Origin of the sequence: Brenneria izbisi, from assembly GCF_025840185.1 — a bacterium.
GTDB classification, from domain to species: Bacteria; Pseudomonadota; Gammaproteobacteria; order Enterobacterales; family Enterobacteriaceae; genus Brenneria; species Brenneria izbisi.
This window is the reverse complement of the sequence record NZ_JAMPJU010000014.1, coordinates 12877-38113: the sequence shown is the minus strand read 5'-3', so window position 1 is coordinate 38113 and position 25237 is coordinate 12877. Positions and strand designations below refer to the sequence as shown.

Annotated in this window: 24 protein-coding genes; 14 read left to right on the top strand and 10 right to left on the bottom strand. The window is 54.6% G+C overall.

Annotated elements, in window-relative coordinates:
• The 5 genes from fhuB to hrpB all read right to left on the bottom strand — a co-directional run bounded on the left by fhuB (position 1) and on the right by hrpB (position 9107).
• Positions 1–1989, bottom strand: coding sequence for a Fe(3+)-hydroxamate ABC transporter permease FhuB (gene fhuB / locus NC856_RS15330; RefSeq protein ID WP_264091362.1), 1989 nt, complete (start codon positions 1987–1989; stop codon positions 1–3).
• Complete coding sequence (fhuD, locus tag NC856_RS15325) at positions 1989–2900, bottom strand: Fe(3+)-hydroxamate ABC transporter substrate-binding protein FhuD (RefSeq protein ID WP_264091315.1); 912 nt, start codon at positions 2898–2900, stop codon at positions 1989–1991. The genes fhuB and fhuD overlap by 1 nt, the downstream gene beginning before the upstream one ends.
• Positions 2901–2902: 2 nt before the next feature.
• Entirely contained in the window at positions 2903–3700 is a 798-nt protein-coding gene (gene fhuC, locus NC856_RS15320) for a Fe3+-hydroxamate ABC transporter ATP-binding protein FhuC (protein WP_264091313.1), read from the bottom strand.
• 370 nt (positions 3701–4070) lie between these two features.
• A complete protein-coding gene (gene mrcB / locus NC856_RS15315; protein ID WP_264091312.1) occupies positions 4071–6545 on the bottom strand; it encodes a bifunctional glycosyl transferase/transpeptidase in 2475 nt (824 codons plus the stop codon).
• 102 nt (positions 6546–6647) lie between these two features.
• On the bottom strand, positions 6648–9107 hold the full coding sequence (gene hrpB, locus NC856_RS15310; RefSeq protein ID WP_264091311.1) for an ATP-dependent helicase HrpB: 2460 nt from the start codon (positions 9105–9107) through the stop codon (positions 6648–6650).
• Between the two features lie 85 nt (positions 9108–9192).
• Here hrpB and thpR point away from each other — a divergent pair, with 85 nt between their 5' ends.
• The 9 genes from thpR (at position 9193) to panD (ending at position 16429) form a co-directional block, all read left to right on the top strand.
• A complete protein-coding gene (gene thpR / locus NC856_RS15305) occupies positions 9193–9735 on the top strand; it encodes an RNA 2',3'-cyclic phosphodiesterase (protein WP_264091361.1) in 543 nt (180 codons plus the stop codon).
• 7 nt (positions 9736–9742) lie between these two features.
• Complete coding sequence (sfsA, locus tag NC856_RS15300) at positions 9743–10444, top strand: DNA/RNA nuclease SfsA (protein WP_264091310.1); 702 nt, start codon at positions 9743–9745, stop codon at positions 10442–10444.
• A gap of 339 nt (positions 10445–10783) precedes the next feature.
• On the top strand, positions 10784–11239 hold the full coding sequence (dksA, locus tag NC856_RS15295) for an RNA polymerase-binding protein DksA (protein ID WP_264091309.1): 456 nt from the start codon (positions 10784–10786) through the stop codon (positions 11237–11239).
• A gap of 72 nt (positions 11240–11311) precedes the next feature.
• Positions 11312–12205 carry a tRNA glutamyl-Q(34) synthetase GluQRS gene (gene gluQRS, locus NC856_RS15290; RefSeq protein ID WP_264091308.1) on the top strand — a complete coding sequence of 298 codons (894 nt, stop codon included), beginning with the start codon at positions 11312–11314 and terminating at the stop codon, positions 12203–12205.
• A gap of 86 nt (positions 12206–12291) precedes the next feature.
• On the top strand, positions 12292–13707 hold the full coding sequence (gene pcnB / locus NC856_RS15285; protein WP_264091360.1) for a polynucleotide adenylyltransferase PcnB: 1416 nt from the start codon (positions 12292–12294) through the stop codon (positions 13705–13707).
• Positions 13704–14201 (top strand): 2-amino-4-hydroxy-6-hydroxymethyldihydropteridine diphosphokinase, encoded by a 498-nt coding sequence (folK, locus tag NC856_RS15280; protein WP_264091307.1) that lies wholly within the window; start codon positions 13704–13706, stop codon positions 14199–14201. Before pcnB ends, folK begins: the two co-directional genes overlap by 4 nt.
• Positions 14202–14351: 150 nt before the next feature.
• Positions 14352–15146: a 3-methyl-2-oxobutanoate hydroxymethyltransferase gene (gene panB / locus NC856_RS15275; protein ID WP_264091306.1), complete on the top strand. Its 795-nt coding sequence runs from the start codon at positions 14352–14354 to the stop codon at positions 15144–15146.
• Between the two features lie 30 nt (positions 15147–15176).
• The gene (gene panC, locus NC856_RS15270) at positions 15177–16031 is read left to right on the top strand and encodes a pantoate--beta-alanine ligase (RefSeq protein WP_264091305.1); all 855 of its coding nucleotides are present in this window, start codon (positions 15177–15179) and stop codon (positions 16029–16031) included.
• 17 nt (positions 16032–16048) lie between these two features.
• Positions 16049–16429, top strand: coding sequence for an aspartate 1-decarboxylase (panD, locus tag NC856_RS15265; RefSeq protein WP_113865877.1), 381 nt, complete (start codon positions 16049–16051; stop codon positions 16427–16429).
• A gap of 44 nt (positions 16430–16473) precedes the next feature.
• Here panD and NC856_RS15260 read toward each other — a convergent pair whose 3' ends face one another.
• A complete protein-coding gene (locus NC856_RS15260; RefSeq protein ID WP_264091304.1) occupies positions 16474–17244 on the bottom strand; it encodes an ABC transporter permease in 771 nt (256 codons plus the stop codon).
• Positions 17241–18164: an ABC transporter ATP-binding protein gene (locus NC856_RS15255; protein ID WP_264091303.1), complete on the bottom strand. Its 924-nt coding sequence runs from the start codon at positions 18162–18164 to the stop codon at positions 17241–17243. The genes NC856_RS15260 and NC856_RS15255 overlap by 4 nt, the downstream gene beginning before the upstream one ends.
• A 127-nt stretch (positions 18165–18291) precedes the next feature.
• On the opposite strand from NC856_RS15255, the gene can reads away from it, so the two are divergent.
• Complete coding sequence (can, locus tag NC856_RS15250) at positions 18292–18933, top strand: carbonate dehydratase (protein WP_264091302.1); 642 nt, start codon at positions 18292–18294, stop codon at positions 18931–18933.
• Between the two features lie 47 nt (positions 18934–18980).
• Here the strand turns inward: can and hpt are convergent, their stop codons facing one another.
• Complete coding sequence (hpt, locus tag NC856_RS15245) at positions 18981–19514, bottom strand: hypoxanthine phosphoribosyltransferase (protein ID WP_264091359.1); 534 nt, start codon at positions 19512–19514, stop codon at positions 18981–18983.
• Between the two features lie 160 nt (positions 19515–19674).
• On the opposite strand from hpt, the gene NC856_RS15240 reads away from it, so the two are divergent.
• On the top strand, positions 19675–20091 hold the full coding sequence (locus NC856_RS15240; protein ID WP_264091301.1) for a GNAT family N-acetyltransferase: 417 nt from the start codon (positions 19675–19677) through the stop codon (positions 20089–20091).
• A 7-nt stretch (positions 20092–20098) separates the two neighbouring features.
• On the opposite strand, the gene NC856_RS15235 is transcribed toward NC856_RS15240, so the two are convergent.
• The gene (locus NC856_RS15235) at positions 20099–21145 is read right to left on the bottom strand and encodes an ABC transporter ATP-binding protein (protein ID WP_264091300.1); all 1047 of its coding nucleotides are present in this window, start codon (positions 21143–21145) and stop codon (positions 20099–20101) included.
• Positions 21146–21149: 4 nt separating this feature from the next.
• Complete coding sequence (locus NC856_RS15230) at positions 21150–22802, bottom strand: ABC transporter permease (protein WP_264091299.1); 1653 nt, start codon at positions 22800–22802, stop codon at positions 21150–21152.
• 282 nt (positions 22803–23084) lie between these two features.
• Between NC856_RS15230 and NC856_RS15225 the strand changes: the two genes are divergently transcribed.
• The 3 genes from NC856_RS15225 to speD all read left to right on the top strand — a co-directional run bounded on the left by NC856_RS15225 (position 23085) and on the right by speD (position 25236).
• Positions 23085–23432: a YacC family pilotin-like protein gene (locus tag NC856_RS15225; protein ID WP_113865866.1), complete on the top strand. Its 348-nt coding sequence runs from the start codon at positions 23085–23087 to the stop codon at positions 23430–23432.
• Positions 23433–23540: 108 nt separating this feature from the next.
• Complete coding sequence (gene speE, locus NC856_RS15220; RefSeq protein WP_264091298.1) at positions 23541–24401, top strand: polyamine aminopropyltransferase; 861 nt, start codon at positions 23541–23543, stop codon at positions 24399–24401.
• Positions 24402–24441: 40 nt separating this feature from the next.
• Positions 24442–25236, top strand: a complete 795-nt coding sequence (gene speD, locus NC856_RS15215; RefSeq protein WP_264091297.1) for an adenosylmethionine decarboxylase — start codon at positions 24442–24444, stop codon at positions 25234–25236.
• The last annotated feature ends 1 nt before the right edge of the window (position 25237 follow it).

Here is a 25237-nt window from a genome sequence, read left to right as displayed (position 1 = left end):
TTATTTTGCCTGCTTACGCAGCAGATAAACAAAGTAAGGCGCGCCAATAAACGTCGCCAGCAAACCAGCCGGAATTTGATACGGGAACATCGCCATTCTGCCGCACCAGTCGGCCATGACCATCAATCCGCCGCCCAGTAACGCGGAGCAACAAAGCTGCGGCATGACGCGACTAAATCCCAACATGCGCGCCAGGTGCGGTGCCATCAGGCCGACGAAGCTCATTGGCCCCACCAGCAGCGTTGACATTGCGGTGAGGATCGCGGCCAGCAACAGCACCAACAGACGAACCGGGGTGACGGCCACGCCCAACGCGCGTGCCGTCGTCGTCCCCAACGGCAGAATACGCAACCAGCGCTGGCACAGCGGCACCACCAGCAACAACACGCCGGCAATCGCGGCGGTCCTCAGCGCATCAGCCGCTTCCACCGCATAGGTCGAACCCGATAACCAGGTCAGTACGTTTCCCATGCGAGGATCGCCACTGGCCAGCAGCAGCGAGATCACCGTGGTGAAAGCCATGCTCAGGGCTATCCCGGCCAGCAGCATGCGCTGTGTGGAAAACCCGCCTTGTCCGGCCACCGCCACCATGATCAATAGCGTTAACGCCGCACCCGCGCTGCCTGCCGGAAGCAACCAGACAAAGGCGTTACCGGGGACAAAAAACAGCAGGATAATCACGCCAAATGACGCGCCCGAACTGATCCCCAGCACTTCCGGGCTGCCCATTGGATTACCCGTCAGTTTCTGTATCAATGTCCCCGCCACCGCCAGCATCATCCCCGCCGCCAATGCCGCCAGAATACGCGGCCAGCGCCACGGCAACAGTTCCGTCAACAGTTCGCCGCTGCTCCAGTGCCACCCCTGCGCATTTTTCCCCAGCAGCAAGGCGACCAGCGTTATCGCCGCCAGCAATATACCGCCTAACGCCAGCCACCCTCCCCACTGGCGACGTTCGATGACTGGCGCCCCGGCATGATCCATCAGCGCAGGAGAGCCATTGCTGCGTAAGCGAGGCAGCAGCCACAGTAATAACGGCGCGCCCAGCAATGCGGTGGCCGCGCCCGTCGGCACCTCGCGCCAGACATACGTCAGCCAGATCACCACCTGATCGGCGACGGCCAACAGCAACGCGCCCAGTAACGGCGCCAGCCAGAGGCGGTGCCACAGACGTCTGGCTCCCAGCATTTTAGCCAACAGCGGCGCGAACAGGCCGATGAAACCGATAATCCCCACCGCATTCACTAATTGCGCGCTCAGGAAAATCGCCACCCCCAGCGCGCTCAACCGCGCCAGCGACAGCCCAAGCCCCAGATTACGCGCTACGCCGTCATCCAGCCCAAGCAGGGTCAGAGGCCGCAGCAATAATAACGTCAGACAAAAGCAGATCAGCAGGCGCGGCAGTACAAACTGAACATTGCGCCAGTCCTGCTGATTCAACGCACCGCTGCTCCACAGAAACAAATTTTGCAGTTGTTCATGGTGAAACAGCGCGAATAACTGGTTCACCGCCCCGCAATAAAAACTCAGCACCAACCCGGCCAGGATCAGGGTAACCGGCGAGAGCCGTTTTCCCCAGGCGACGCCAAACACCAGCCCGCCCACCGTTAATGCGCCGATCATCGCCGCGATCTGCTGAATCGCCATTCCCCCCGGCACCGACCAGAGCGTCACCACCGTAATGCCCAGTTGCGCCCCGGACGCAATCCCCAGCGTCGACGGTTCCGCCAGCGGGTTACGCAACACCTGCTGGAATAAGACGCCGCATAACCCCAGACCGGCGCCGACCAGCAAGGCAAGCGCCATGCGCGGCAGCAAACTATAGTGAAACAGTAATTGACGAATATCGTCAGTATCCGGCTGCCAGAACCCTTGCAGCCATAGCGCCACAGGCAACTGACGCTGTAAATTGTACGCGCCCAGACTCAGCGCGATCGCCGACAACAAACCGATCAGCAGAATGGGCAACGTCTGTTTTTTAACCGCGATCACCCCCGTTCCTCCAGCGCCTGCGCCAGAACCTCAGCAAACCGCATGGCCGACAGCGTGCCGCCATACAACCAGACCGCAGGCACACGCTGCCAACGCTGTTCGCGGATAAATGGCATCGCCTGCCACAGCGGACTACGAGCCACCTGTGCGATCAACTCGCTATTGCCATGATCGAAACAGAGCGCATGCGCATTATCAATTTCCGCCAGACGTTCAATACCCACCACCGCGCTGCCCCAGAAATTGGTTTCGCCCTGCCAGGCGTTTTCGATGCCAATGTCATCCATCACTTCCTGAAACAAACTGTTTTTACCCATAACCAGTACATGACGCGCATCCAACAGCGATAACAGTAATAGCGGGCGTTGGGTATAAGGTTGCAGCCTGATGGCCGACTGGCGCATAAATTGTGAAAGTCGCGCTAAATGTTGTTCCGCCGCGTCAGGAATACCCAGCGCCAGCGCCAGTTTCGCCAGCGATGTCCTGGCGACCGTCAGCGGTTTGCCATTATTGTCACTAAACCCGAACCCCAGAATGGGTGAGATACGGGTCATCTTTTGGACCGAAGGGCCATAGCCTTCTGAATACAGAATGAGCGAGGGTTTCAGTAAAGTTAGTTGTTCAAGATTGGGTTCAGTACGCAACCCGACGTCAATCACCCGCTCCGGGAGGGCCGGTTCACTCACCCACAAGCGATAGTTCGGTTTATCGGCTATCGCCAGCGGCGTGATCCCCAGCGCCATCAGTAACTCTGCCGGCAGCCATTCGAGCGCGACTATCCGTTCAAGATCAGGATACGTGGCGCCATAACTGGTTGAGGAATACATCAGGGGAGACAGCAGCAAGGCAGTCAATAGACGGCGTCGCCGGTGATCCGGCAACGCTGCGGGAAGGAATAATTCAGACATTGTCAGCAAACATAACTTACCGGCGCGCCGCCGCCGGGATGAGGCAATATTCCCATCGGGATGCCATAGATATTCTCCAGTACGTCGCTTTGCATCAACGCAGCCGGTTCACCTTGCGCAATCATTTCCCCACGGCGCAACGCCACCAGATAATCACAGTAGCGAGCCGCCATATTAATATCATGTAAAACGGCAATCACCGTCAGTCCGCGTTCCCGGCTCATGCGTTGAATGAGCGCCAATACTTCGACCTGATGGGCGATATCCAGCGCAGAAGTGGGTTCATCCAACAACAGGCAGCGGCTATCCTGCGCCACCGTCATCGCCAGCCAAGCGCGTTGGCGCTCGCCGCCTGATAAGCTGTCCACCAGCCGATTGGCGAATGCATTCAGTCCCACCAGCATGATTGCTTCGTCCACTTTTTCCCGATCGACACGCCCGAAACGCCCCAGCGCGCCATGCCAGGGATAACGGCCTATCGCGACCAGTTCACGCACCGTCATCCCTTCCGCCGCCGGCAACTGCTGGGGCAGATAGGCTACCTGTCGGGCAAAGGATTTGCTGTCCCAGTTTGCCGCTGATTGTTCACCCAGCAGCACATTGCCGCCGCTGGCGGACTGGTGGCGACCAAGAATTTTCAACAGCGTGGATTTCCCTGAGCCATTGTGTCCAATCAAACCACAGACTTTACCGACCGGAAATGTCAGCGACAAGGGATGCAGCAATGTACGGCCTGTGATGGAAAAACTTACCGCATTCAGAGTGAATGTGGCATCGGGCAATCTATTACGATTTTGCATAACGTTTTGGTTTTCAATGAAAATCAAGGGGAATGATTAACCGCTATCAGGCCAAAGGAAAACGATAATGATTATGATAAAGATTGCATAATAGGCTTAACGGAATCGTCTCCGCAAGATATTTACCGCAAGGGGATTGAAGCGTGCGTAGGGGAATTCCCTGTCACTTAACCACAAGTTTTACTGATAACGGTATATATCCGTCATACTTTCCATTGCAGGCGCGTTGGCTGCGCCCGCCACTCGGCCCATCCGTGGGCTTCTGGCAAAGGCGGCGCTGCGTGGTTCCTTTGCCAAAGGGAGAGAAGCTGTCGCCTCATCCCTCTCCCTCCGTTGGGGCAAAAGCAGGCATATCGGGGGAAATAACGTATTACTGACCAAACATTTCCCTGATCCAGTCGGCAACGCCCTCGCCGCTCTGCTGCTCTTGCTGCGGAGTTTGTTGCTGAGCGGCCTGACACAACGATTGCGGATTATCCGTCCAGACCGGCAGCGCTCGTCCGGCGCTGCTGCCGTTGCAGACAAAATTGCCGCTGGCATCAACCGTCATGGTCGCGATCCCTTCCGGCGGCGTCAGCATCAGCGGTAGCGGCGTTTGATTTTCCAGATAGCGGCGATAAATGGTCAGCGCGCCGTTGGCGCCCGTCAGTTTTGCCGGACCATTGTTATCGCGCCCCACCCAACTGATCGCCACTTCCTTACCGTCTATCCCGGCAAACCAGCTATCACGCAGATCGTTGGTCGTACCGGTTTTCGCCGCCAGATGATAATTGGGGAATTTCACCGCCAGCGAACGGGATGTGCCGCGCGCCACCACCTGCTGCATACCGTACAGCGTCAGATAAGCCGCTTGCGCCGGAACCGCGCGTTCCGCCTGCGGGAAGCTCTGATACAACACCGCGCCATCCTCCGCAATCACCGAACGCAACGCCGACAACGGCGCACGATTGCCGCCGCTGGCAATCGTCTGATATTCCTGCGCCACTTCCATTGGCGTCAGACTGATTGCTCCGAGCAACATGGCCGGCACAGGCTGAATGACATTATCAGGGATACCCAACCGTTTCAGCGTCGCGGTAACCTGATCCAGACCAACGGCCATGCCCAGATTCACCGTCGGCACGTTCAGGGAGTTTGCCAGCGCATCAACCAGCATCACGCGGCCCCGAAATTCACGATCATAGTTTTTCGGCTGCCACAATTGCCCGTTGGGTTGTCTGAGCGATAACGGTTCATCCGCCAGCCAGGTGTTCAGACGATAGACATCGGGCTGGCTTAACGCTGTGAGGTAGGTTGGCGGCTTCGCCAGAGAACCGACAGGTCGCCGCGCCTGCAATGCACGGTTGAATCCGGCATATTGCGTCTGCGAACCGCCGACCATGGCGCGGATCTCACCACTGAAGCGGTCGACAATCACCATTGCCGATTCCAGATCATTCACCCCCCTCGCGGCCCTCAACGCGGGGACCCCCTCTTCCACCGCTTTTTCCGCCGCATCCTGTGAGACGGGATCAAGCGTGGTAAAGATTTTTACGCCCGACAGATCGTTAACCTTATCGCCCAACCGTTGCTGCAACTCCTGCCGCACGACTTGCATAAAAGCAGGCTGCGGGCTGATAACGCCCCCTTTGGGTTGCACACCCAGCGGGCGGGCGCTCAACATATTGTAGAGGTCGGCATCAATAACTTGTTGATTTTGCAACAAACGCAATACCAGATTGCGTCGTTCCAGCGTGATCTTGGGATTACGCCACGGATTATACAGCGACGCGCCTTTAACCATGCCCACCAGCAACGCCTGTTGATCCAGACTCAGTTCATTAACCGGGCGACCAAAGTAATAAAGGCTGGCCAATGGAAAACCGCGGATCTGGTCGCTGCCGCTCTGACCGAGATACACTTCATTCAGATACAGTTCCAGAATGCGATCTTTGCTGTAGCGATAATCCATGATCAACGCCATATACGCTTCGTTGGCTTTACGCCACAAAGAACGCTCATTGGTCAGGAACAGGTTTTTCACCAACTGCTGCGTCAGGGTGCTTCCCCCCTGTACCGCGCGACCAGCGGTAATATTCGCCAGAAACGCCCGCCCAATCGAATACAAACTGATCCCATCATGTTCGTAGAAGTGGCGGTCTTCGGTCGCGATGAGCGTATCAACCAGCAGATCGGGGAAACCAGAACGCGGCACAAACAGACGTTGCTCGCCATTCGGCGACTGCATCATGGTGATCAGCTTCGGATCGAGGCGGAAGAAACCGAAATTACGCTGGTTATCCAGATTCTGGATCTGCGCCAGACGATCATTGTTAAACGTCAGACGCGCGCGGATCTGCCCTTCTTTACTGTCCGGGAAATCAAACGGACGCCGCAACATTTCAATACTGTTGCCGCGAACGCTGAACTCCCCCGGTCTGGTGATGCGGCTGACCTGACGATACTGCATACCTTCCAGCAGACTCATCATCTCTTTCTGGTTGTAAGACATGCCCGGTTCAAGGTTAACCATCCGACCATATACCGCCGCGGGCAGTTGCCATACCTTGCCTTCAATACGGCTACGGATCTGGCTGTCGAGGTACACGCCATAAATCGCCAACACGACCGCAAAGACCAGAGACAGTTTGATAAACAGTCCCAGCCAGCTTCGTTTCTTACGCGGTTTCTGCGTCATCGAGTCCTCATCGTCATCGCCGTCATCATCATCAAAATCGCCCTGATCATCTTCATAATCATCATTGTAGTCATCGTCCCTGTGACGTCGTATTGCCTGCCTGCGTGTAGGTTTACGTCCTGACGCCCTTCCTTTGCGCCCGATAGGTTCGCGATCATCCCGAGACATTACTGTTGCTTCTCCATCAGGTTGTTAACGGCCACCTGCTCTGCGCTCAAGCCGTCTACTCTGTTTCCGCCGTACACATCAAGGAAGCGGAAACGTCTGAAATTAGTGATTCTGATATTTCCTGGTGCGTCTGGTCGGCGCCGTATTTGCCGGATCGTCGGGCCAGACATGTTTGGGATAACGGCCTTTCATCTCTTTTTGCACGTCACGGTAAGCGCCTTGCCAGAAGGCCGCCAAATCACGCGTAATCTGCAATGGACGTTGGGCCGGCGATAAGAGCGCCAACACCAGCGCTACCCGTCCTTCCGCCAGCCGCGGGCTTTGCCGCTCGCCAAACATTTCCTGTAGCCGTACCGACAGCACCGGCGGTTTATCTTCATCATAGGCGATGGGTAAACGGCTGCCGCCGGGCACAGTGTAATGGCTCGGCAGCGCACTATCCAGCCGCTGACGCAAAGGCCAGTCCAGCAACCGCAGCAACGCGTCGCTCAGATCCACCTGCCGTAACCCGCGCAAATCACGCACACCGGCTAAAGATGGCAGCAACCAGGATTCCAGCGTAGCCAGCAATGTCTCCTCATCCACCCGCGGCCAGTCAACTTCCGGCAGCCATTGTCGGGCGCATTGCAAGCGGGCGCGCAACTGCGCCGCCGCGGGTTGCCAGTTCAACGCCGCCAGCCCTTGTTCCCGCAACCAGCCCAGCATCGCCTGATGCAGCTCTTCATCAGACGGTTTCGTCAATGGACGCGTCTGTAATATCAGGTGACCAATCTGACTGCGTTTGCTGGCGCGCAACGTGCCTTTTTCCTCGTCCCACCGCACGACGTTATGCTCGCTGACCAACATCGGCAACTGCCGCGCCAGTTGGTCGATCTCCAGGGGTAACGCCAGCAGGATACGCGCATCCGCTGAATGACTGTTGTGCAATAGCGCGGGCGCCAACAGCCAATCCGCGCCAGACAGCGCATCATCGTCCGCCATCATCGCCCCGATGCCGCCAGCCAATTGATAGCGGCCATCCTGACTGCGCCGCCGGGCAATGCGATCGGCAAAAGCCTGCGCCAGCAACCAGGCGGCCCACGCGCTATTGATACGACCGGCTACCGGCGCCAGACGGCGCGTTAGTTGCTGTCCGCGCCGAACCCAGTGCGGCAATGGCCGATGCAGCCAGTCCAGCAGATTAATCGATCCGCCACGCGGCGGCTCTTCAAGGATCGCCGCCAGACACCCCGCAGTCGTCAGCACATCGTCGCTTTGTACATCAATGCGATGTTCGGCGGCGGCGAACAGCATGGTTGCCAGCCGGACATCGCAACCAAGCGCGGCGATCTTGCGTCCTGCGGCAGTCAGTCGATCCTGCTGATCGGTAATTTTCAACTGGCCCAGCAAATTCCGGGCTGATTGCAAGGCGGCAGGCGGCGGCGTATCCAGCCAGGTAAGCTGCGCCGCATCCGTACAACCCCACTGCAATAAATCCAGCCAGAAACTGCTCAGATCGCTGTTAAGTATTTCGGCATCGCTTTGCGCCGCCGCGCGCTCGGCTTGCTCGCGTGAACAGAGATGCCAGCAAATACCCGGACTTAGTCGCCCGGCGCGTCCGGCGCGCTGAACCATCGATGCCTGGCTGATACGCTGCGTGACCAATCGGGTTAAGCCGCTTTTCACGTCGAAACGCGCCACCCGCTCCAGACCGCAATCAATGACCAAACGAATACCTTCGATGGTCAGGCTGGTTTCCGCAATATTGGTCGCCAGCACCACTTTACGGCGCCCCGCCGCCGCCGGCAGGATCGCTTTTTGCTGTTCCGCCAACGTCAGCGCGCCGTACAACGGACACAAATCCACATCATCCGTTATGCTGTTTTCCAGCAGCGCCTGCACGCGTTTAATTTCGGCCACGCCGGGTAAAAACAGCAGCAGCGAACCGGCCTGCTCCGCCATAAGACGCCTGACCTGACGGGCAACGCCCTCTTCCAGCCGCTCCTGACTGTTCAGCGGCATATAATGACGTTCGACCGGATAACCGCGCCCCGCGGATACAATACAAACCGATGACGGCAACAAGGCGGAAAGCCGCGTATTATCCAGCGTGGCGGACATGATCAGCAGTTTCAAATCCTCACGCAGCCCTTGCTGCACATCCAACAATAACGCCAGCGCCAGATCAGCTTGCAGACTACGCTCGTGAAACTCATCCAGGATCACCAGCGCGACATCCTGCAACTCGGCATCCTGCTGCAATAGACGCGTCAATATCCCTTCGGTGACCACCTCCAGACGCGTCGCGGCGCTAACCCGGCTTTCCGCCCGCATCCGGTAACCTACCGTTCGCCCCGGCTCTTCACCCAATTGCTGCGCCAGCCGCCAGGCCACGCTTTTCGCCGCCAATCGGCGGGGTTCAAGCATGATGATTCGTCCGCGCAGATTACCCTGTTGCAGCAGTTGCAGCGGTAGCCAGGTGGATTTCCCGGCGCCGGTAGGCGCATTGAGCAACACCTGAGGCGAAGTATGCAACGCCGAGACGACATCATTTAATACGGCGCTGACGGGCGGTAAAATCACAGAAATCTCCATAAAGGTTAACTTTCAGCGGCGGGCATTGTAGCATCGAATGAAAGTCGCATCGGATGAGATCAGAGAGATAGAGATGCACATCGCCCGCCGGTTGTTTTTTGCCTTAACGCTACCCGAAGAAATCCGGCAGGATATTATCCGCTGGCGCGCTGAACATTTCCCGCCTGAAGCCGGTCGTCCAGTAGCCGCGGCCAACCTTCACCTGACGTTGGCTTTTCTGGGCGAGGTGAGCGAACAGAAAGAACAGGCGCTGCGCACGCTGGCGGGACGCATCACCCAGCCTGAATTTACCATCAACCTGAATGACGCCGGACAATGGCCGCGCTCCGGCGTGGTCTGGATCGGATGTCGACAGGCGCCGCGCGGTCTGCTGCAACTGGCCGGATTGCTACGCTCGCAGGCGGCCCGTAATGGTTGCCATCAGACATCTCAGCCCTTCCATCCTCATATTACCCTGCTGCGCGGCGCGACCAGAGCGGTGAGCTTACCGCAGGCTGATTTCAGTTGGTCGGTAAATATGGATCATTTCTCGCTTTATCAATCGCTGTTTGAGAACGGCAGAACCCGTTATCAGACATTGGCTAGCTGGCCGCTGACCAAACCACGCTCACAATAGGATACCCATGCAATTTACGCCTCGCTTGCAACCAGCCAGACTGATTAAACGCTACAAACGCTTTCTCGCCGATGTGGTCACGCCGCAGGGCGAAACATTCACACTGCACTGCGCCAACACCGGAGCGATGACGGGGTGCGCGACGCCGGGCGACACCGTCTGGTATTCGACATCCGCGAATCCGAAACGCAAATATCCTCACAGTTGGGAACTAACGCAAACGCAACAGAACGAATGGATTTGTGTCAATACATTGCGCGCCAACACGTTATTGCATGAAGCCCTGACGGAAAATCGGATCGTTGAACTGGCGGGCTACACCACCGTAAAGACCGAAGTAAAATATGGTGCGGAAAATAGCCGTATTGATCTGCTGTTACAGGCGGCAGACAAGATTAACTGCTATATTGAGGTTAAGTCCGTTACATTATTGCAACATGGATGGGGTTACTTTCCTGATGCGGTCACCCTGCGGGGGCAGAAGCATCTGCGTGAACTGCAACAGGTCGTGACTCACGGTGAACGCGCCGTTCTGTTTTTTGCCGTGCTGCACTCCGGGATCGCGCAGGTTTCTCCCGCACGGCATATTGACCCGCGTTATGCGGAATTATTAATGGCAGCACAACAGCAAGGGGTTGAAATTCTATGTTATGCCTCCACGTTATCTCCTGATGGCATCAGGATTACGCACAAGTTGCCGTTATTATAAGTAGATAAATAAAGTGATCATGGCGATAACACGCTAACACGTTGTTTATCATCTGATGATAATTGGTTGTTCCTCACACTTTATCAGGCCGGTGTCAGGAATCATTGCCAACCTAATCTCCATCTGCTATTTATAGCGGCCTGTTTTTTCCCCTTAGGGGATCGATATACCCAGAGTGATTGAAGTGACGGCCAGGCAACAAATGAAGGCATTCTGAATAACTTATCAAAGTAAGTGATTCAGGTAAGTTAAAGAAGCCAACCCTTTATAGTGACCGGCAACGCATTAACTTCAACTAAGCAGGGTATAGTGCGTGTCGTGTTATGTAGGAGAAGCAACATGCAAGAAGGGCAAAACCGTAAGACATCTTCTCTGAGCATTCTCGCAATTGCCGGAGTAGAGCCGTATCAGGAGAAGCCGGGCGAAGAGTATATGAACGATGTTCAACTCGCTCATTTCAAGCGTATTCTTGAAGCATGGCGCAACCAACTCAGGGATGAAGTGGATCGTACGGTATCGCATATGCGTGATGAAGCCGCGAATTTCCCTGATCCCGTTGACCGTGCGGCACAGGAAGAAGAATTCAGCCTCGAACTGCGCAATCGCGACCGTGAGCGTAAGCTCATCAAGAAGATCGCCAAAACATTGCAAAAAATCGAAGATGAAGATTTTGGTTTCTGTGAGTCCTGTGGGGTGGAAATCGGTATCCGCCGTCTGGAAGCGCGTCCAACAGCTGATCTGTGTATTGACTGCAAAACACTGGCGGAAATACGCGAAAAGCAAATGGCCGGATAACCATCCGCCATGCAAAATGCCTGCCCTGCGATATAATTCCGCGCAGGGGCAGGCTTTATCATTTGTGTCCTTATGTCTGCAACAACACATTACGTTGGGCGCTTTGCCCCCTCGCCTTCCGGCAACCTGCATTTTGGTTCGCTGATTGCCGCGCTAGGCAGTTATCTTCAGGCTCGCGCTCAACGCGGACGCTGGCTGGTGCGTATTGAAGATATCGATCCACCACGTGAAGTTCCTGGCGCTTCATCCCGTATTCTCTCCCAACTCGAACATTACGGCCTGTATTGGGACGGTGACGTTGTCTATCAATCACAACGCCATGCGCTCTACCTTGCTGCGCTTCATCAACTTCATCAGAACGGATTGAGCTACTATTGCGCCTGTCCCCGCCGTCGCATCCAGCAATTGGGCGGGCGCTATGATGGCCATTGCCGTGATCTTGGCCGCCGCCCGCCGCCGCAGGCCGCGCTGCGCTTACGGCAAACCACCCCGGTTCTCCATTTTCATGACCGCCTGCGTGGTGAGATTCATGCCGATCGCGCCCTGGCGGAAGAGGATTTTATTATCCACCGTCGTGACGGGCTGTTTGCTTATAATCTGGCGGTAGTCGTCGATGATCATCAGCAAGGGATCACGGAAATCGTGCGCGGCGCCGATCTGATTGAACCGACGGTACGACAAATCGCGCTCTACCATTATTTGGGTTATCAGGCGCCGGATTACATTCACCTGCCGTTGGTGCTGAATCATGCAGGACAAAAGCTCTCCAAACAAAACCATGCCCCCACGCTGCCGGCAAGCGATCCTCGGCCGATTATTGTTGCAGCGCTGCAATTTCTGCACCAGCCATTGCCGGAAAGCTGGCGAGACTTAACACTTGCGGCGCTGCTTGAGTGGTCGATCGCGCACTGGTCGCTGGATAAAATTCCGACCAAGGCGGCAATAAACCGGTTGACAGTCACATGATTATTCTCAAAGAGGGCCTGGTGAGCTATGATTAGCCGCTATTTTTCGGTTGTGCCTTTATTTATCCATCACTATCGAGGTGTATTATCTTTACCCGAGTCGCTAATTTTTGCCGTAAGGTACTGAATCGTGAGAACGAAACGGTCGAGCACCAGGAACCGCGTCAGCATCTGACGGTAATCCCGCGTGACCAGCATAATATTTCACGCAGTGATATCAGCGATAACGCGCTGAAAGTACTTTATCGTTTGAACAAAGCGGGTTACGAGGCTTATCTGGTCGGCGGCGGCGTTCGCGACCTGCTGCTGGGCAAAAAGCCGAAAGATTTTGATATCACCACCAATGCGACCCCCGAACAGGTGCGTAAGCTATTTCGCAACTGCCGTTTGGTCGGTCGCCGTTTCCGTCTGGCCCATGTGATGTTCGGACCTGAAGTGATTGAGGTCGCGACGTTCCGTGGTCATCACGACCAGCATCAGGAACAGCAGGAAATCAAGAATTCCGCCCAGCAAGCACAGAGCGGCATGCTGTTGCGCGACAATATTTTTGGCTCGATTGAGGAAGATGCCCAGCGTCGTGATTTCTCCATCAATAGCCTGTATTACACGATTTCCGACTTCACCGTTCGGGACTACACCAATGGGTTGAATGATCTGCGTCAGGGGATCATTCGCATGATTGGCGACCCGGAAACCCGCTACCGTGAAGATCCGGTGCGAATGCTGCGCGCCGTGCGTTTTGCCGCCAAACTGAATATGACCATCAGCCCGGAGACCGCCCAACCGATCCCGCGTCTGGCGGCCTTGTTGCATGATATTCCCGCCGCCCGTATGTTCGAAGAGTCGCTGAAACTGCTGCAAACCGGTTACGGCTACCCAACCTACAAAATGCTGTGCGAATATCAGTTATTCCAACCGCTGTTCCCGCTGATTAGCCGCCACTTTACCGAAGCGGGCGATACCACGCTGGAGCGGATGGTGGAGCAGGTTCTGAAAAATACCGACCAGCGTCTGCAAAACAATATGCGCGTTAACCCGGCGTTTCTGTTCGCCGCCATGTTGTGGTATCCGCTGATCGAACATGCGCAAAAGCTGGCGCAGGAAAGCGGACTGGCTTATTTCGATGCCTTCTCGCTGGCAATGAACGATGTGCTGGATGAACAGTGCCGTTCTCTGGCTATTCCTAAACGTATTACCTCTTTAGTGCGCGATATCTGGCAATTACAGTTGCGCCTGTCGCGCCGCCAGGGGAAACGGGCGTATAAGCTGATGGAACATCCGAAATTCCGTGCGGCTTATGATCTGCTTTGCCTGCGCGCTGAAATAGAAAACCATCAGGAATTGCTGCGTCTGGCCGCATGGTGGGGCGAGTTTCAGGTTGCCGCGCCGCCGCTACAGCAAAATATGCTGAAATCACTGGATGACGGCCCGACGCCGCACCGTCGCTCGCGCCCTCGCCGCCCCCGAAAGCCAACGGCAATGCGCAGGGAAAACGCCGGATGACCCGCGTTTTTGTGGCGCTGGGCAGCAATCTGGCCCAGCCGTTACAACAAGTGCGCGCCGCGTTGACCGCGCTGGATAATGTGCCACTCACCCACATAAGCAAATGTTCCTCATTTTACCGCAGTCGTCCGCTTGGTCCACAGGATCAGCCAGATTATCTCAATGCGGTCGTGGCGCTGGAAACCGATCTAAGCGCCGAACAGTTGCTTGACCATACGCAGGCGATTGAGCTTGAGCAGGGGCGGGAGCGCAAGGCGCACCGTTGGGGTCCGCGCACGCTGGATCTGGATATTCTGCTGTTTGGCGACGCGGTGATTGACACGGCCCGCCTGACGGTTCCTCATTACGATATGAAAAATCGCGAATTCATGTTGTATCCGCTGGCCGAGATCGCGCCTGATCTGGTGTTCCCGGATGGTGAATCGCTTGCTCATCGTCTGGTGCGCGTCGATCGCAACGGTCTGACGCACTGGCATGACGATAACCACCAATAAAATAATTCGCCCCGACTCAGCACAGCCCCGATGAGCGGTTGGTTTCAATTGACGACAGAAACTTGCGGGATATGGGTATATCCCTGTACGTCCGCTTCCATTAGAATGATCGCCTTTCATTCTTCGCCCTATTGACTTAGGAAGGCAGTCATGAAACCGACGACCATCTCCCATTTGCGCCAGTGGAAACAAGAAAAGCGGAAATTCGCTTCAATCACCGCTTACGACGCCAGCTTCTCTCGCCTGTTCTTTGAACAGGGGATCAAGGTGATGCTGATTGGCGACTCCCTGGGCATGGCATTACAGGGACACGATTCCACGTTACCCGTTACCGTTAGCGATATCGTCTATCACACGCATTGCGTTCGCCGTGGCGCGCCTTTGGCGCTGGTGCTGTCAGACCTACCGTTCATGAGTTACGCCACGCCGGAACAAGCCTTTAGCCAGGCCGCGGAATTGATGCGCGCCGGCGCCAATATGGTCAAACTGGAAGGCGGAAGCTGGCTGGCGCCAACCGTGAAAATGCTGACCGAACGTGCTGTTCCCGTATGCGGACACCTTGGTCTGACGCCGCAGTCCGTTAATATTTTCGGCGGTTACAAAATTCAGGGTCGCGACCAAGCGACGGCCAATCAACTCCTGGAGGATGCGCTCGCGCTGGAACAGGCCGGCGCCCAGCTACTGGTGCTGGAGTGTGTGCCGGTCGCGCTGGCGCAACGCATCACCGAAGCCCTTGCGATTCCGGTTATCGGCATCGGCGCCGGCAACGTCACCGATGGACAGGTTCTGGTGATGCATGACGCCTTGGGCATTACTGGTGAGAAGACCCCTAAATTCGCCAAAGACTTCCTGGCGCAAAGCGGCGATATACGCGCTGCCGCACGCCTCTATGTGCAAGAGGTGGAACAAGGGATTTATCCGGCTGAAGAACATTCTTTCCATTAACACCGGCTGTTCTCATTAAGGAGTGTAGGTGTGTTGATTATTGAAACGCCTCTGCTGCTGCGCCGCGAGATTCGTCGCTGGCGTCAAGAGGGGAAACGTATTGCGCTGGTGTCCACCATGGGGAATTTGCACGACGGGCATCTGACACTGGTGGATGAAGCCAGAGCGCGGGCCGATATCGTGATCGTCAGTATTTTCGTCAATCCCATGCAGTTTGAACGACAGGATGATCTGGCGCGTTATCCCCGTACATTGCAGGAAGATTGCGAGAAACTGAATCGTAAAGGCGTCGATCTGGTTTTCGCTCCCAGCCCGGACGTGATATATCCGAACGGGTTGGAAACGCAAACATTCGTCGAAGTGCCGGGGCTGTCCGCCATGTTGGAAGGCGCCAGCCGTCCCGGTCATTTTCGCGGCGTCGCCACCATCGTCAGCAAACTGTTCAATATGGCGCAACCGGATGTAGCCTGCTTTGGCGAAAAAGATTATCAGCAATTGTTGCTGATCCGTCAGTTAGTCCGTGATATGGGCTATGACATCGCCATTGTCGGCGTACCGATTGTGCGGGCGAAAGACGGACTGGCGCTGAGTTCGCGTAACGGCTATCTCAGCCCGGAAGAACGCAAAATCGCTCCGCGCTTGCCTAAGGTGATGGCTGACGTGGTTGAACAGTTGTCGCAGGGCGAACGGCAGATTGATACGCTGCTGAGTCAGGCCGAAGAACAGCTTCGACTGGCCGGTTTTACCCCTGATGAACTGTTTATTCGCGATGCCGATACATTACAGCCATTGACAGCGGCCAGCGCTCGCGCGGTTGTTCTGATGGCCGCCTGGTTAGGCAAAGCGCGATTGATTGATAACCAGCAAGTTGATTTGACTGTGTGAACTGAGGTAACAAAGCGATGATACGTACCATGCTGCAAGGCAAACTGCACCGGGTGAAAGTCACCCAGGCAGATTTGCACTATGAAGGCTCTTGCGCCATCGATCAGGATTTTATGGATGCCGCGGGCATTCTGGAATATGAAGCGATTGATATCTATAACGTGGACAATGGTCAGCGCTTTTCGACCTACGCCATCGCGGGCGAGAGAGGTTCGCGCATTATTTCCGTCAATGGCGCGGCGGCACGCTGCGCCTGCGTGGGCGACAAACTGATCATCTGCTCTTATGTGCAGATGTCCGATGAGCAAGCACGAGAACATCGCCCCAACGTCGCCTATTTCACTGGCGATAATGAACTGCAACGTCAGGCAAAAGCCATTCCGGTTCAGGTTGCCTGAAGGTGAAAAAGGCGGTGCGATCACCGCCTTACCACCATCATGTATCAAGTACGTAACCCGCGCCCACGCTCGATCAACCACCACGCCAGCAGATAAAACGCCAGGATAAAGCCGACCAGCACCGTCATGGTAAAGAGCAGCGGGACATCATGGATCCCCAGGAAGCCATAGCGGAACCCGCTAATCATATACACGACCGGATTAAGCTTCGACACCGCCTGCCAGAAGGGTGGCAACAGCGTCAGGGAATAAAATACCCCGCCAAGATAGGTCAGCGGCGTCAGCACAAAAGTCGGGATCAGGCTGATATCATCAAAGGTGGTGGCAAATACCGCATTCAGCAGTCCGGCCAGCGAGAATAGCACCGCCGTCAGTAATAGCGTCAGCACAATGATCCACCAGGCATGAACCTGAAGCGGAACAAAAAACAGCGATACTACGGTCACTAATATACCGACACATACGCCGCGCGCCACGCCGCCGCCGACATAGCCGGCGATAACCACATGGGTCGGCACCGGCGCGACCAGCAGCTCCTCGATATTGCGTTGAAACTTCGCACTAAAAAATGAAGAAGCGACATTGGCGTAGGAATTGGTGATCACCGACATCATGATCAGGCCGGGTACGATGAACTGCATATAATCAAAACCATGCATCTCACCAATACGCGAGCCAATCAGATTGCCGAAAATAATAAAATACAGCGTCATGGTGATAACCGGCGGCACCAGCGTCTGTATCCAGATACGGCTAAAACGGTGGACTTCTTTAACCCAGATGCTCTGTAACGCCACCCAATACAACTGCATCATGCTTGTTCTCCATTACCGTTAACCAGCGAGACAAACAACTCCTCCAGCCGGTTCGCTTTGTTACGCATACTCAATACCTGTATCCCCTGCGCGCTCAACTGACTGAACAGCCCATTCATGCCTTGTTCACGCATCACCTCCACCTCAAGCGTCGAGGTATCCACCAGCCGGAACGGATAACCATCAAGCTGAGGTAACGGGCTTTTGGCGGCCAGATCAAAAATAAATGTTTCAGATTTCAGTTTGGAGAGCAGATGACGCATCGAGGTGTTTTCCACCAGTTCGCCATGCTGGATAATGCCGATGTTGCGGCACAGCATTTCGGCTTCTTCCAGATAATGGGTGGTCAGAATGATCGTGGTGCCCTGCGCATTGAGCTCTTTGAGAAAACCCCACATGGAACGACGCAGTTCAATATCCACACCGGCGGTGGGTTCATCCAGAATCAGCAGCTTAGGCTCATGCATCAATGCGCGAGCGATCATCAGACGGCGTTTCATCCCGCCGGAAAGCATGCGGGACTTTTCATTACGCTTGTCCCATAAATCCAATTGCCTGAGGTATTTCTCCGCCCTCAGCATCGCTTCACCACGTTTTACGCCGTAATAGCCCGCCTGACTCACCACTATCTGCAATACGGTTTCAAACTGGTTGAAGTTGAATTCCTGCGGCACTAACCCCAGTTGACGCTTGGCGTTAACCACGTCCCGATCCAGATCATAACCAAACACCTGTACTTTGCCGGCGGTTTTATTCACTAATGAGCTAATAATCCCGATAGTGGTGGATTTGCCCGCGCCATTCGGCCCCAGCAGAGCATAAAAATCGCCTGCTTCAACCTGTAGGTCGATGCCGCGCAATGCTTTGACGCCCCCTGCGTAGGTTTTGGTTAATTGCGCCAGTTCCAGTGCATATGTCATAAGAAATGGATTGCCTTATTATTAGTGAGTTCTACAGTTTCGATTTTAAAACTATCGTTTTTCAAACGACGAATGTTGCCTTATATTACCTCTACTGCTTCTTGTCTGTTACAGGTCATTTACTTTCATGAAAGAAATTGAAACACTCATCGCGAATAACCAACGCTGGTCGAAAACGATGGTGGAAGAAGATCCTGGTTATTTTGAACGGCTGGCGCAGGCACAACGACCTCGTTTTTTGTGGATTGGATGCTCGGATAGTCGCGTACCTGCGGAAAGCCTGACCAGCCTCGCGCCAGGCGAACTGTTTGTTCACCGTAACGTCGCCAATCTGGTTATTCACACAGACCTCAACTGCCTGTCTGTCGTACAATACGCGGTCGAAGTGCTGGAAGTCGAACACATCATTATTTGCGGTCATTACGGTTGTGGCGGCGTGCAGGCGGCGGTTGAAAACCCGGAACTGGGCTTAATCAACAACTGGCTGCTGCATATTCGCGATCTGTGGTACAAGCATAGTTCGCTGCTGGGAGAACTGCCTCCCGAACAGCGGTTGAATACGCTGTGCGAGATCAATGTCGTCGAACAGGTTTATAACCTCGGTCACTCCACTGTGATGCAGTCAGCCTGGAAACGCGGACAAAAAATCATGATCCACGGCTGGGTTTACGGTATTCAGGATGGTCGACTGCGCGATCTGGAAGTCACCGCCACCAACAGGGAGACGCTGGAACAACGCTACCGTCGCGCTATTTCTTCCCTGCCCTGATGCCTATCGACGCCTTGCAACAGGCGTCATCTCACCCCGCGCCCCGCTCATGGCTGAGCAATCACTTTGCCGATATAGGGTAAATGGCGATAGTGCTGGGCGTAGTCGATGCCATATCCCACCACGAACTCATCAGGAATAGCGAACCCGACCCACTCGACGTTCACCTCCACTTCCCGACGCTCCGGTTTATCCAGCAGGGTACATATCGCCAGCGATTTAGGTTCACGCAATTGCAGAATTTCACGCACTCTGCTCAACGTATTGCCGGAATCGATAATATCTTCGACGATCAATACGTCCTTACCGCGAATATCTTCGTCCAGATCCTTGAGGATTTTCACATCACGGGTGGTATTCATACCGCTGCCATAGCTGGATGCCGTCATGAAATCGACTTCGTGCGCAACATCAATAGCCCGGCACAGATCCGCCATAAAGATAAATGAACCACGCAGCAAGCCGACCAATACCATATCACTGCCGCTACCACGATAGTGATCGCTGATTTGTCGGCCTAACTCGTTAACTCGATCCATCACTTCCTGTTCAGGAATCATGACTTCTACGGTATGTTTCATCATACTCATAACTCGTTGAATAAAAGAATTCAGTATCATCGGCAAAGACGATGATGCCCCTTATGCTGAACGGTCGCCTGAGCAGGCAGATTGCGCCCAAGGGCGCGAAGTATACCAGAAACCACCGGCCAGCCCCATCCTTCCGGTTAAAGGAGCCCTGATGAACACGCCAGATCACGAAATCAGTTATCAAGTGAATGCCCCGCTGTCCAGCCAGCAATTTATCGATCTACTGGCGAAAACGTCGCTAGGGCCGCGCCGCCCGCTGGCAGACAGAGAAGCTATTGACGGCATGCTGGAACATGCTGATGTGCTGATTTCAGCCTGGCATGGCGCAACGCTGGTGGGGATTGCACGTAGCGTGACTGACTTTCATTTTTGTTGCTACCTGTCCGATCTGGCGGTATCAGAGCACTGGCAACATGCAGGGATCGGGAAAACGCTGATAACCATGACCAGACAACAGTTAACGCCGAAATGCAAACTTATCCTGCTGGCCGCGCCTCAGGCGGTTGATTACTACCCCAGACTGGGCTTCGAAAAACATCCCAGCGCCTGGGTTTTCCCCGGCGCGTGAACCTGCGTCACTCCGCTGCCGCAAGCGCCGGAAAGAGCACCGGTTGCTCGGTCTTAATGCTCAAACGCACATTCTGCCCCGGCTCAAACCAGTTGCTGGTCTGCACCAGAATTATCAGTTCCCCCAGACTCACCTTATAGAGATTGGATGTACCGGTAAAAAGCCGATCCTCAATTTGCGCGCTGCCGTCCGGGTCCAGCGCCAGCGCGACGTCCAGAGGACGCACCATCCAGTCGCATTGCGAATCAATCGGTTGATTCAGCCGATGATTGGCATGATGATCGCCTAACGCACTCTGCCATTGATGATCGCTTTGGATCTTCACCGGCAGATAATTCGTATTCCCCAGAAAATCCGCGACAAACCGACTGACGGGGCGGTGATAAAGTTCATACGGATAACCTTGCTGAACAATTTTCCCCTCCTCCAGCAAGATGAGATGATCGGCGCAGGCAAACGCCTCTTCCCGGCTATGCGTCGCAAAAATAGCCGCGATGTGCCGCTGTTTCAATATCTGCCGCAACTCGGTTATCAGCCGATAACGGCACTGGCTATCCAGTCCGGGGAAAGGTTCATCCAGCAATAGCAATTTGGGGTCGCAAGCCAGCGCCCGCGCCAGAGACAAACGCTGCTGCTGTTCGTTTGACAATTCATGCGGATAGCGGGACGCCACCTCATCAAGCTTCAACAGCGTCAGCATCTCCCCGCCGATGCGCGCCACGTCGCTGGCCGCCTGACCATATAAACCAAACGTCACATTGCCTTCGACAGTCAAATGAGGAAACAAGGCATAATCCTGAAAAAGCATGCCAATCTGACGTTGCTCCGGCGGCAACATCTGCTGGGGGGTACTGATGGGGTGTCCGTCAAATAGAATCTCGCCTTGTTCGATCGGCAACAAGCCGGCGATAGCGTGGAGCAGCGTCGTTTTACCGCTGCCATTTCTGCCCAGCAAGCAGATGGTTTCATCAGCCCGGACAGCAAACGTCACGTTTTCCAGACTCAAGCCGCAGCGTAATGACTTCACACTGAGCATATCCACCGACGTTACCATTTTATTATCCTTTGATGTTTAAAACCCGGATCAAGCCAACCACCGGAACCATTCCCACCAGCACCAGGGCCAATGCTGGCAAAGCCAGCGATGTCGCTGGCTCCCCTGACGTCAACCGGAAAACATAGGTTGCCAGTGTTTCAAGATGCAGTGGACGCAACAGCAAAGAAACATTCAGTTCTTTCATACTTTCGGTGAAAACCAGCAACGCGCCAACCAGCAGAGCCCGCCTTAGTAAAGGAAGATGCACCCGCGACCAGCGCTCGCGGGCAGAGCATTTCAGCACCAGACAGGCGCGATCCAGCGATAGCGGGATCTTCGCCATCCGGTATTCCAGACCATCCAGCATCAGGCGGGCAAATTTGGCGCTGTATACCAGCATCAGAATAAATAACGATCCTGATACCCACACTTCAGGCACGTATAACGACATACGCTGCGCCAGTTGTCCAAGACCATGACCAATCCAGACCAGCGGGATAAACCATCCCAACGCCAACACTGCGCCGGGGATCGCAAGGCTCAGGCCTATCAGCCGTACAGGAAGTTGATTCGCCGATGGGCCCACTGTGCGGGTATAAAACACAAATGATATCGCCATAAGCATAATCAACGCGGTGGCCACGGTAGAAATCAACACGCTGTTACCGATAGCAAGCAGAAACGCCTGATCCCAGCCCGGCATCGCCTGCGCCATCGCCCCCCACGTCAGCCGCAAGAGTGGAAAAAGGAATGCCAGACAGACCAGGCTCCAACAGTAGAACTGCGCCAATCCGCTGCGCCAGCCGCGCAGGTTGGGCGGGACAAGCGGTTCCGCCTGCAAACGCGCCTGGTAGATCTGGTTTTTCCGCCGCCACACATGCGCCAGATACATCAATAAGAAAATAAAAGGCAGGATGATTACCGCAATACGTGCCGCCGCGCCCAGATCGCCCTGCTGCTGCCAGATATCCAGCACAGCGGTCGTCAGTGTGGGGAGCGCCAGATAAGATGCCGCGCCGTAGTCGCCGAAGGCGTCAACCGCCACCAATATCGCGCCCGTCACCATCGCTGGTCGGGCGATGGGCAGACAAACCCGCCTTATTACTTGCGCATGGGAAAGCTTAAGCATGCGGGCTGAATGAATCAGGCTGGCCGGTTGTGTTGCCAAAGCGTGGCGCACCAACAGATAAATATAAGGGTACAACACCAACGCCAGGATAACGCATGCGCCGCACAGCACGGCCACGGCACTGGGCGCGCCAGTCAGCGTCTGCAAAGGCGCGGCGATATCGGCATAAAGGTAGGCAAGCAGGAAAGCGGGCATCGCTAATGGCAAACATAGCGCCCAACCCAGGATACGCTGGCCGGGAAAACGGTACATCGCCATCAACCAGGCCGCTGGCAAGCCGATCAACAAACTGAGCAGCACCGTACCCGTCACCAGCGCCGCCGAATTGAGCAGATATACCGGTAATCCGCTCCGCCATAGCTGGGCGAATCCGCGATCCTCGGCAAACAATTTTCGGGAGAAATTTTCAACGTCGCTTGCGACGGCCCACTGAGTGTCGGACAGGACGCCCGTCATAAAAAAAGCCTGAACGAAAACCGTTGCTAAAGGAAACAGCAACAGTCCCGCCAACAACCAACTACTGACGCGCCAGAAACCGGAGATCATAAAGTACAAACTATATTAGTTAGACCATTATTATTAATAACAGAGCCTGATGCCGACGTCATGGTGTCAATCAACGATAAATAGCCTGTAATCGCACGATTAACCTGAAGAAAGCGCTTGCCTGCCCCCCAACGCCGGTATCGTTCGCTTTTCAGTCCTCTTTCCGCCTGATATTGTCTGGTTTTTTTACGCATGCCGCCTTGCGTGCGCGACAAGAAAGCTTGGAACCAGAGGCAACATCTGTGATAACGTCATCTGACGATATCAGGAACAGGTTTAACCATGAAAAACTCCGCGCTGGCGATGCTCCTGCTAAGTCTGATGAGCTTCTCCTCCGCCAGCAAAGCATTAAACGAATTTGAGGCGGAAGATCTTGCGGATCTGACCGCGATTTTCGTTTATCTGAAGAACAACTGCGGCTATCAGGATCTGCCCAATGAGCAGATTCGTCGGACGCTGGTGGCATTTGCGCAGCAAAATCGCTGGGATCTCAGCAATTACAATACCTACAACATGACGGCCCTGGGTGAAGACAGCTACCGCGACCTGAGTAATATTGCGATCGCGACACCTAAAAAATGCCAATCGCTGGCGCGTAATTCACTCGGATTGCTTGCCTACGCGCAATAATTCCCCCCATCCTCCGCGCTGACTGAAATTCGACCGTGCAAGCGGCGCAAGAGTTAGCTATGATGGCGCGCCAATTTTCATGGCTGTTATCGCGGAGGAAGCCCTAACATGTCCCAGAAAGAAACTTGGTATGAAACCTTACATGCCAACTTTGGTCAGTATTTTTCCATCGACCGGGTGCTGTATCACCAAAAAACCGCTCATCAGGATCTGATCATTTTTGAAAATGCGTCATTGGGCCGCGTCATGGCGCTTGATGGCGTGGTGCAGACCACCGAGCGTGATGAATTCATTTACCACGAAATGCTGACGCATGTTCCGTTGCTGGCTCATGGCAACGCCAAACGTGTGCTGATCATCGGCGGCGGCGACGGCGGGATGCTGCGTGAAGTTAGTCGGCACCGCGGCGTCGAACATATTACCATGGTGGAAATCGACGCTGGCGTCGTCGCCTTCTGTCGGCAATATTTGCCCAATCATCATGCCGGCGCTTATGACGATCCCCGTTTCCATCTGGTCATTGATGATGGCGTAAACTACGTTAGTCAATGCACCGAGAAATTTGATGTCATCATTTCCGACTGCACCGACCCCATCGGGCCGGGTGAAAGCCTGTTTACCTCGGATTTTTATCAGGGGTGCGCGCGTTGCCTGAATGACGGCGGGATTTTTGTCGCCCAGAACGGCGTCTGTTTTCTACAGCAGGATGAAGCCGTCAATAGCCACCGAAAACTGAGCCATTATTTCAGTGACGTCAGTTTTTATCAGGCGGCGATACCGACCTACTATGGCGGCATTATGACCTTCGCCTGGGCCAGTCACCATAAGGCGTTGCGCCAGCTTAGCGCTGAAACGTTACGTCAACGCTTCGCGGCTTCCGGCATTGACTGTCGCTATTACAATCCAGACGTGCATGTGGGAAGCTTCGCGCTGCCGCAGTATTTATTAAATGCATTATCCGGTTCATGACAATTCTCACAGCAACCAATCAACAAGGGGGTGACTTAAATTGCACAAGCTGAAACTACACGGCTTTAACAATCTGACCAAAAGCCTGAGTTTTTGTATCTACGATATCTGTTACGCCAAAACAGCCGATGACCGCGCGGGTTATATCGCCTACATTGATGAACAGTATAACGCCAATCGCTTAACCGAAATCCTGACCGAAACCTGCTCGATCATCGGGGCCAATATTCTTAACATCGCCCGTCAGGACTATGAACCGCAAGGCGCCAGCGTGACCATTCTGGTCAGCGAAGAACCGATGGATCCACGGGATGTCGATAATTCCGAACATCCGGGACCTTTGCCGAACGCCGTGGTCGCGCATCTGGACAAAAGCCATATTTGCGTGCATACCTACCCGGAAAGCCACCCCGAAGGCGGATTATGTACTTTTCGCGCTGACATTGAAGTGTCAACCTGTGGCGTCATCTCCCCTTTAAAAGCGCTTAACTATCTTATTCACCAGCTAGAATCCGATATTGTGACCATTGATTATCGTGTGCGGGGCTTTACCCGTGATATCAACGGCGTGAAACATTTTATCGACCACCAGATTAATTCGATTCAGAACTTCATGTCAGAAGACATGAAATCGCTTTATCACATGATGGATGTTAATGTTTATCAGGAAAATATTTTTCATACCAAGATGTTATTGAAAGATTTCGATCTGCAACATTACCTGTTCAATGTCAGGCCCGACGCGTTGAGCAATGCGGAACGCAAGAGAATTACTGACCTGCTGTATCATGAAATGCAGGAGATCTATTACGGCAGGAACCTGCCGAAAATGTGAT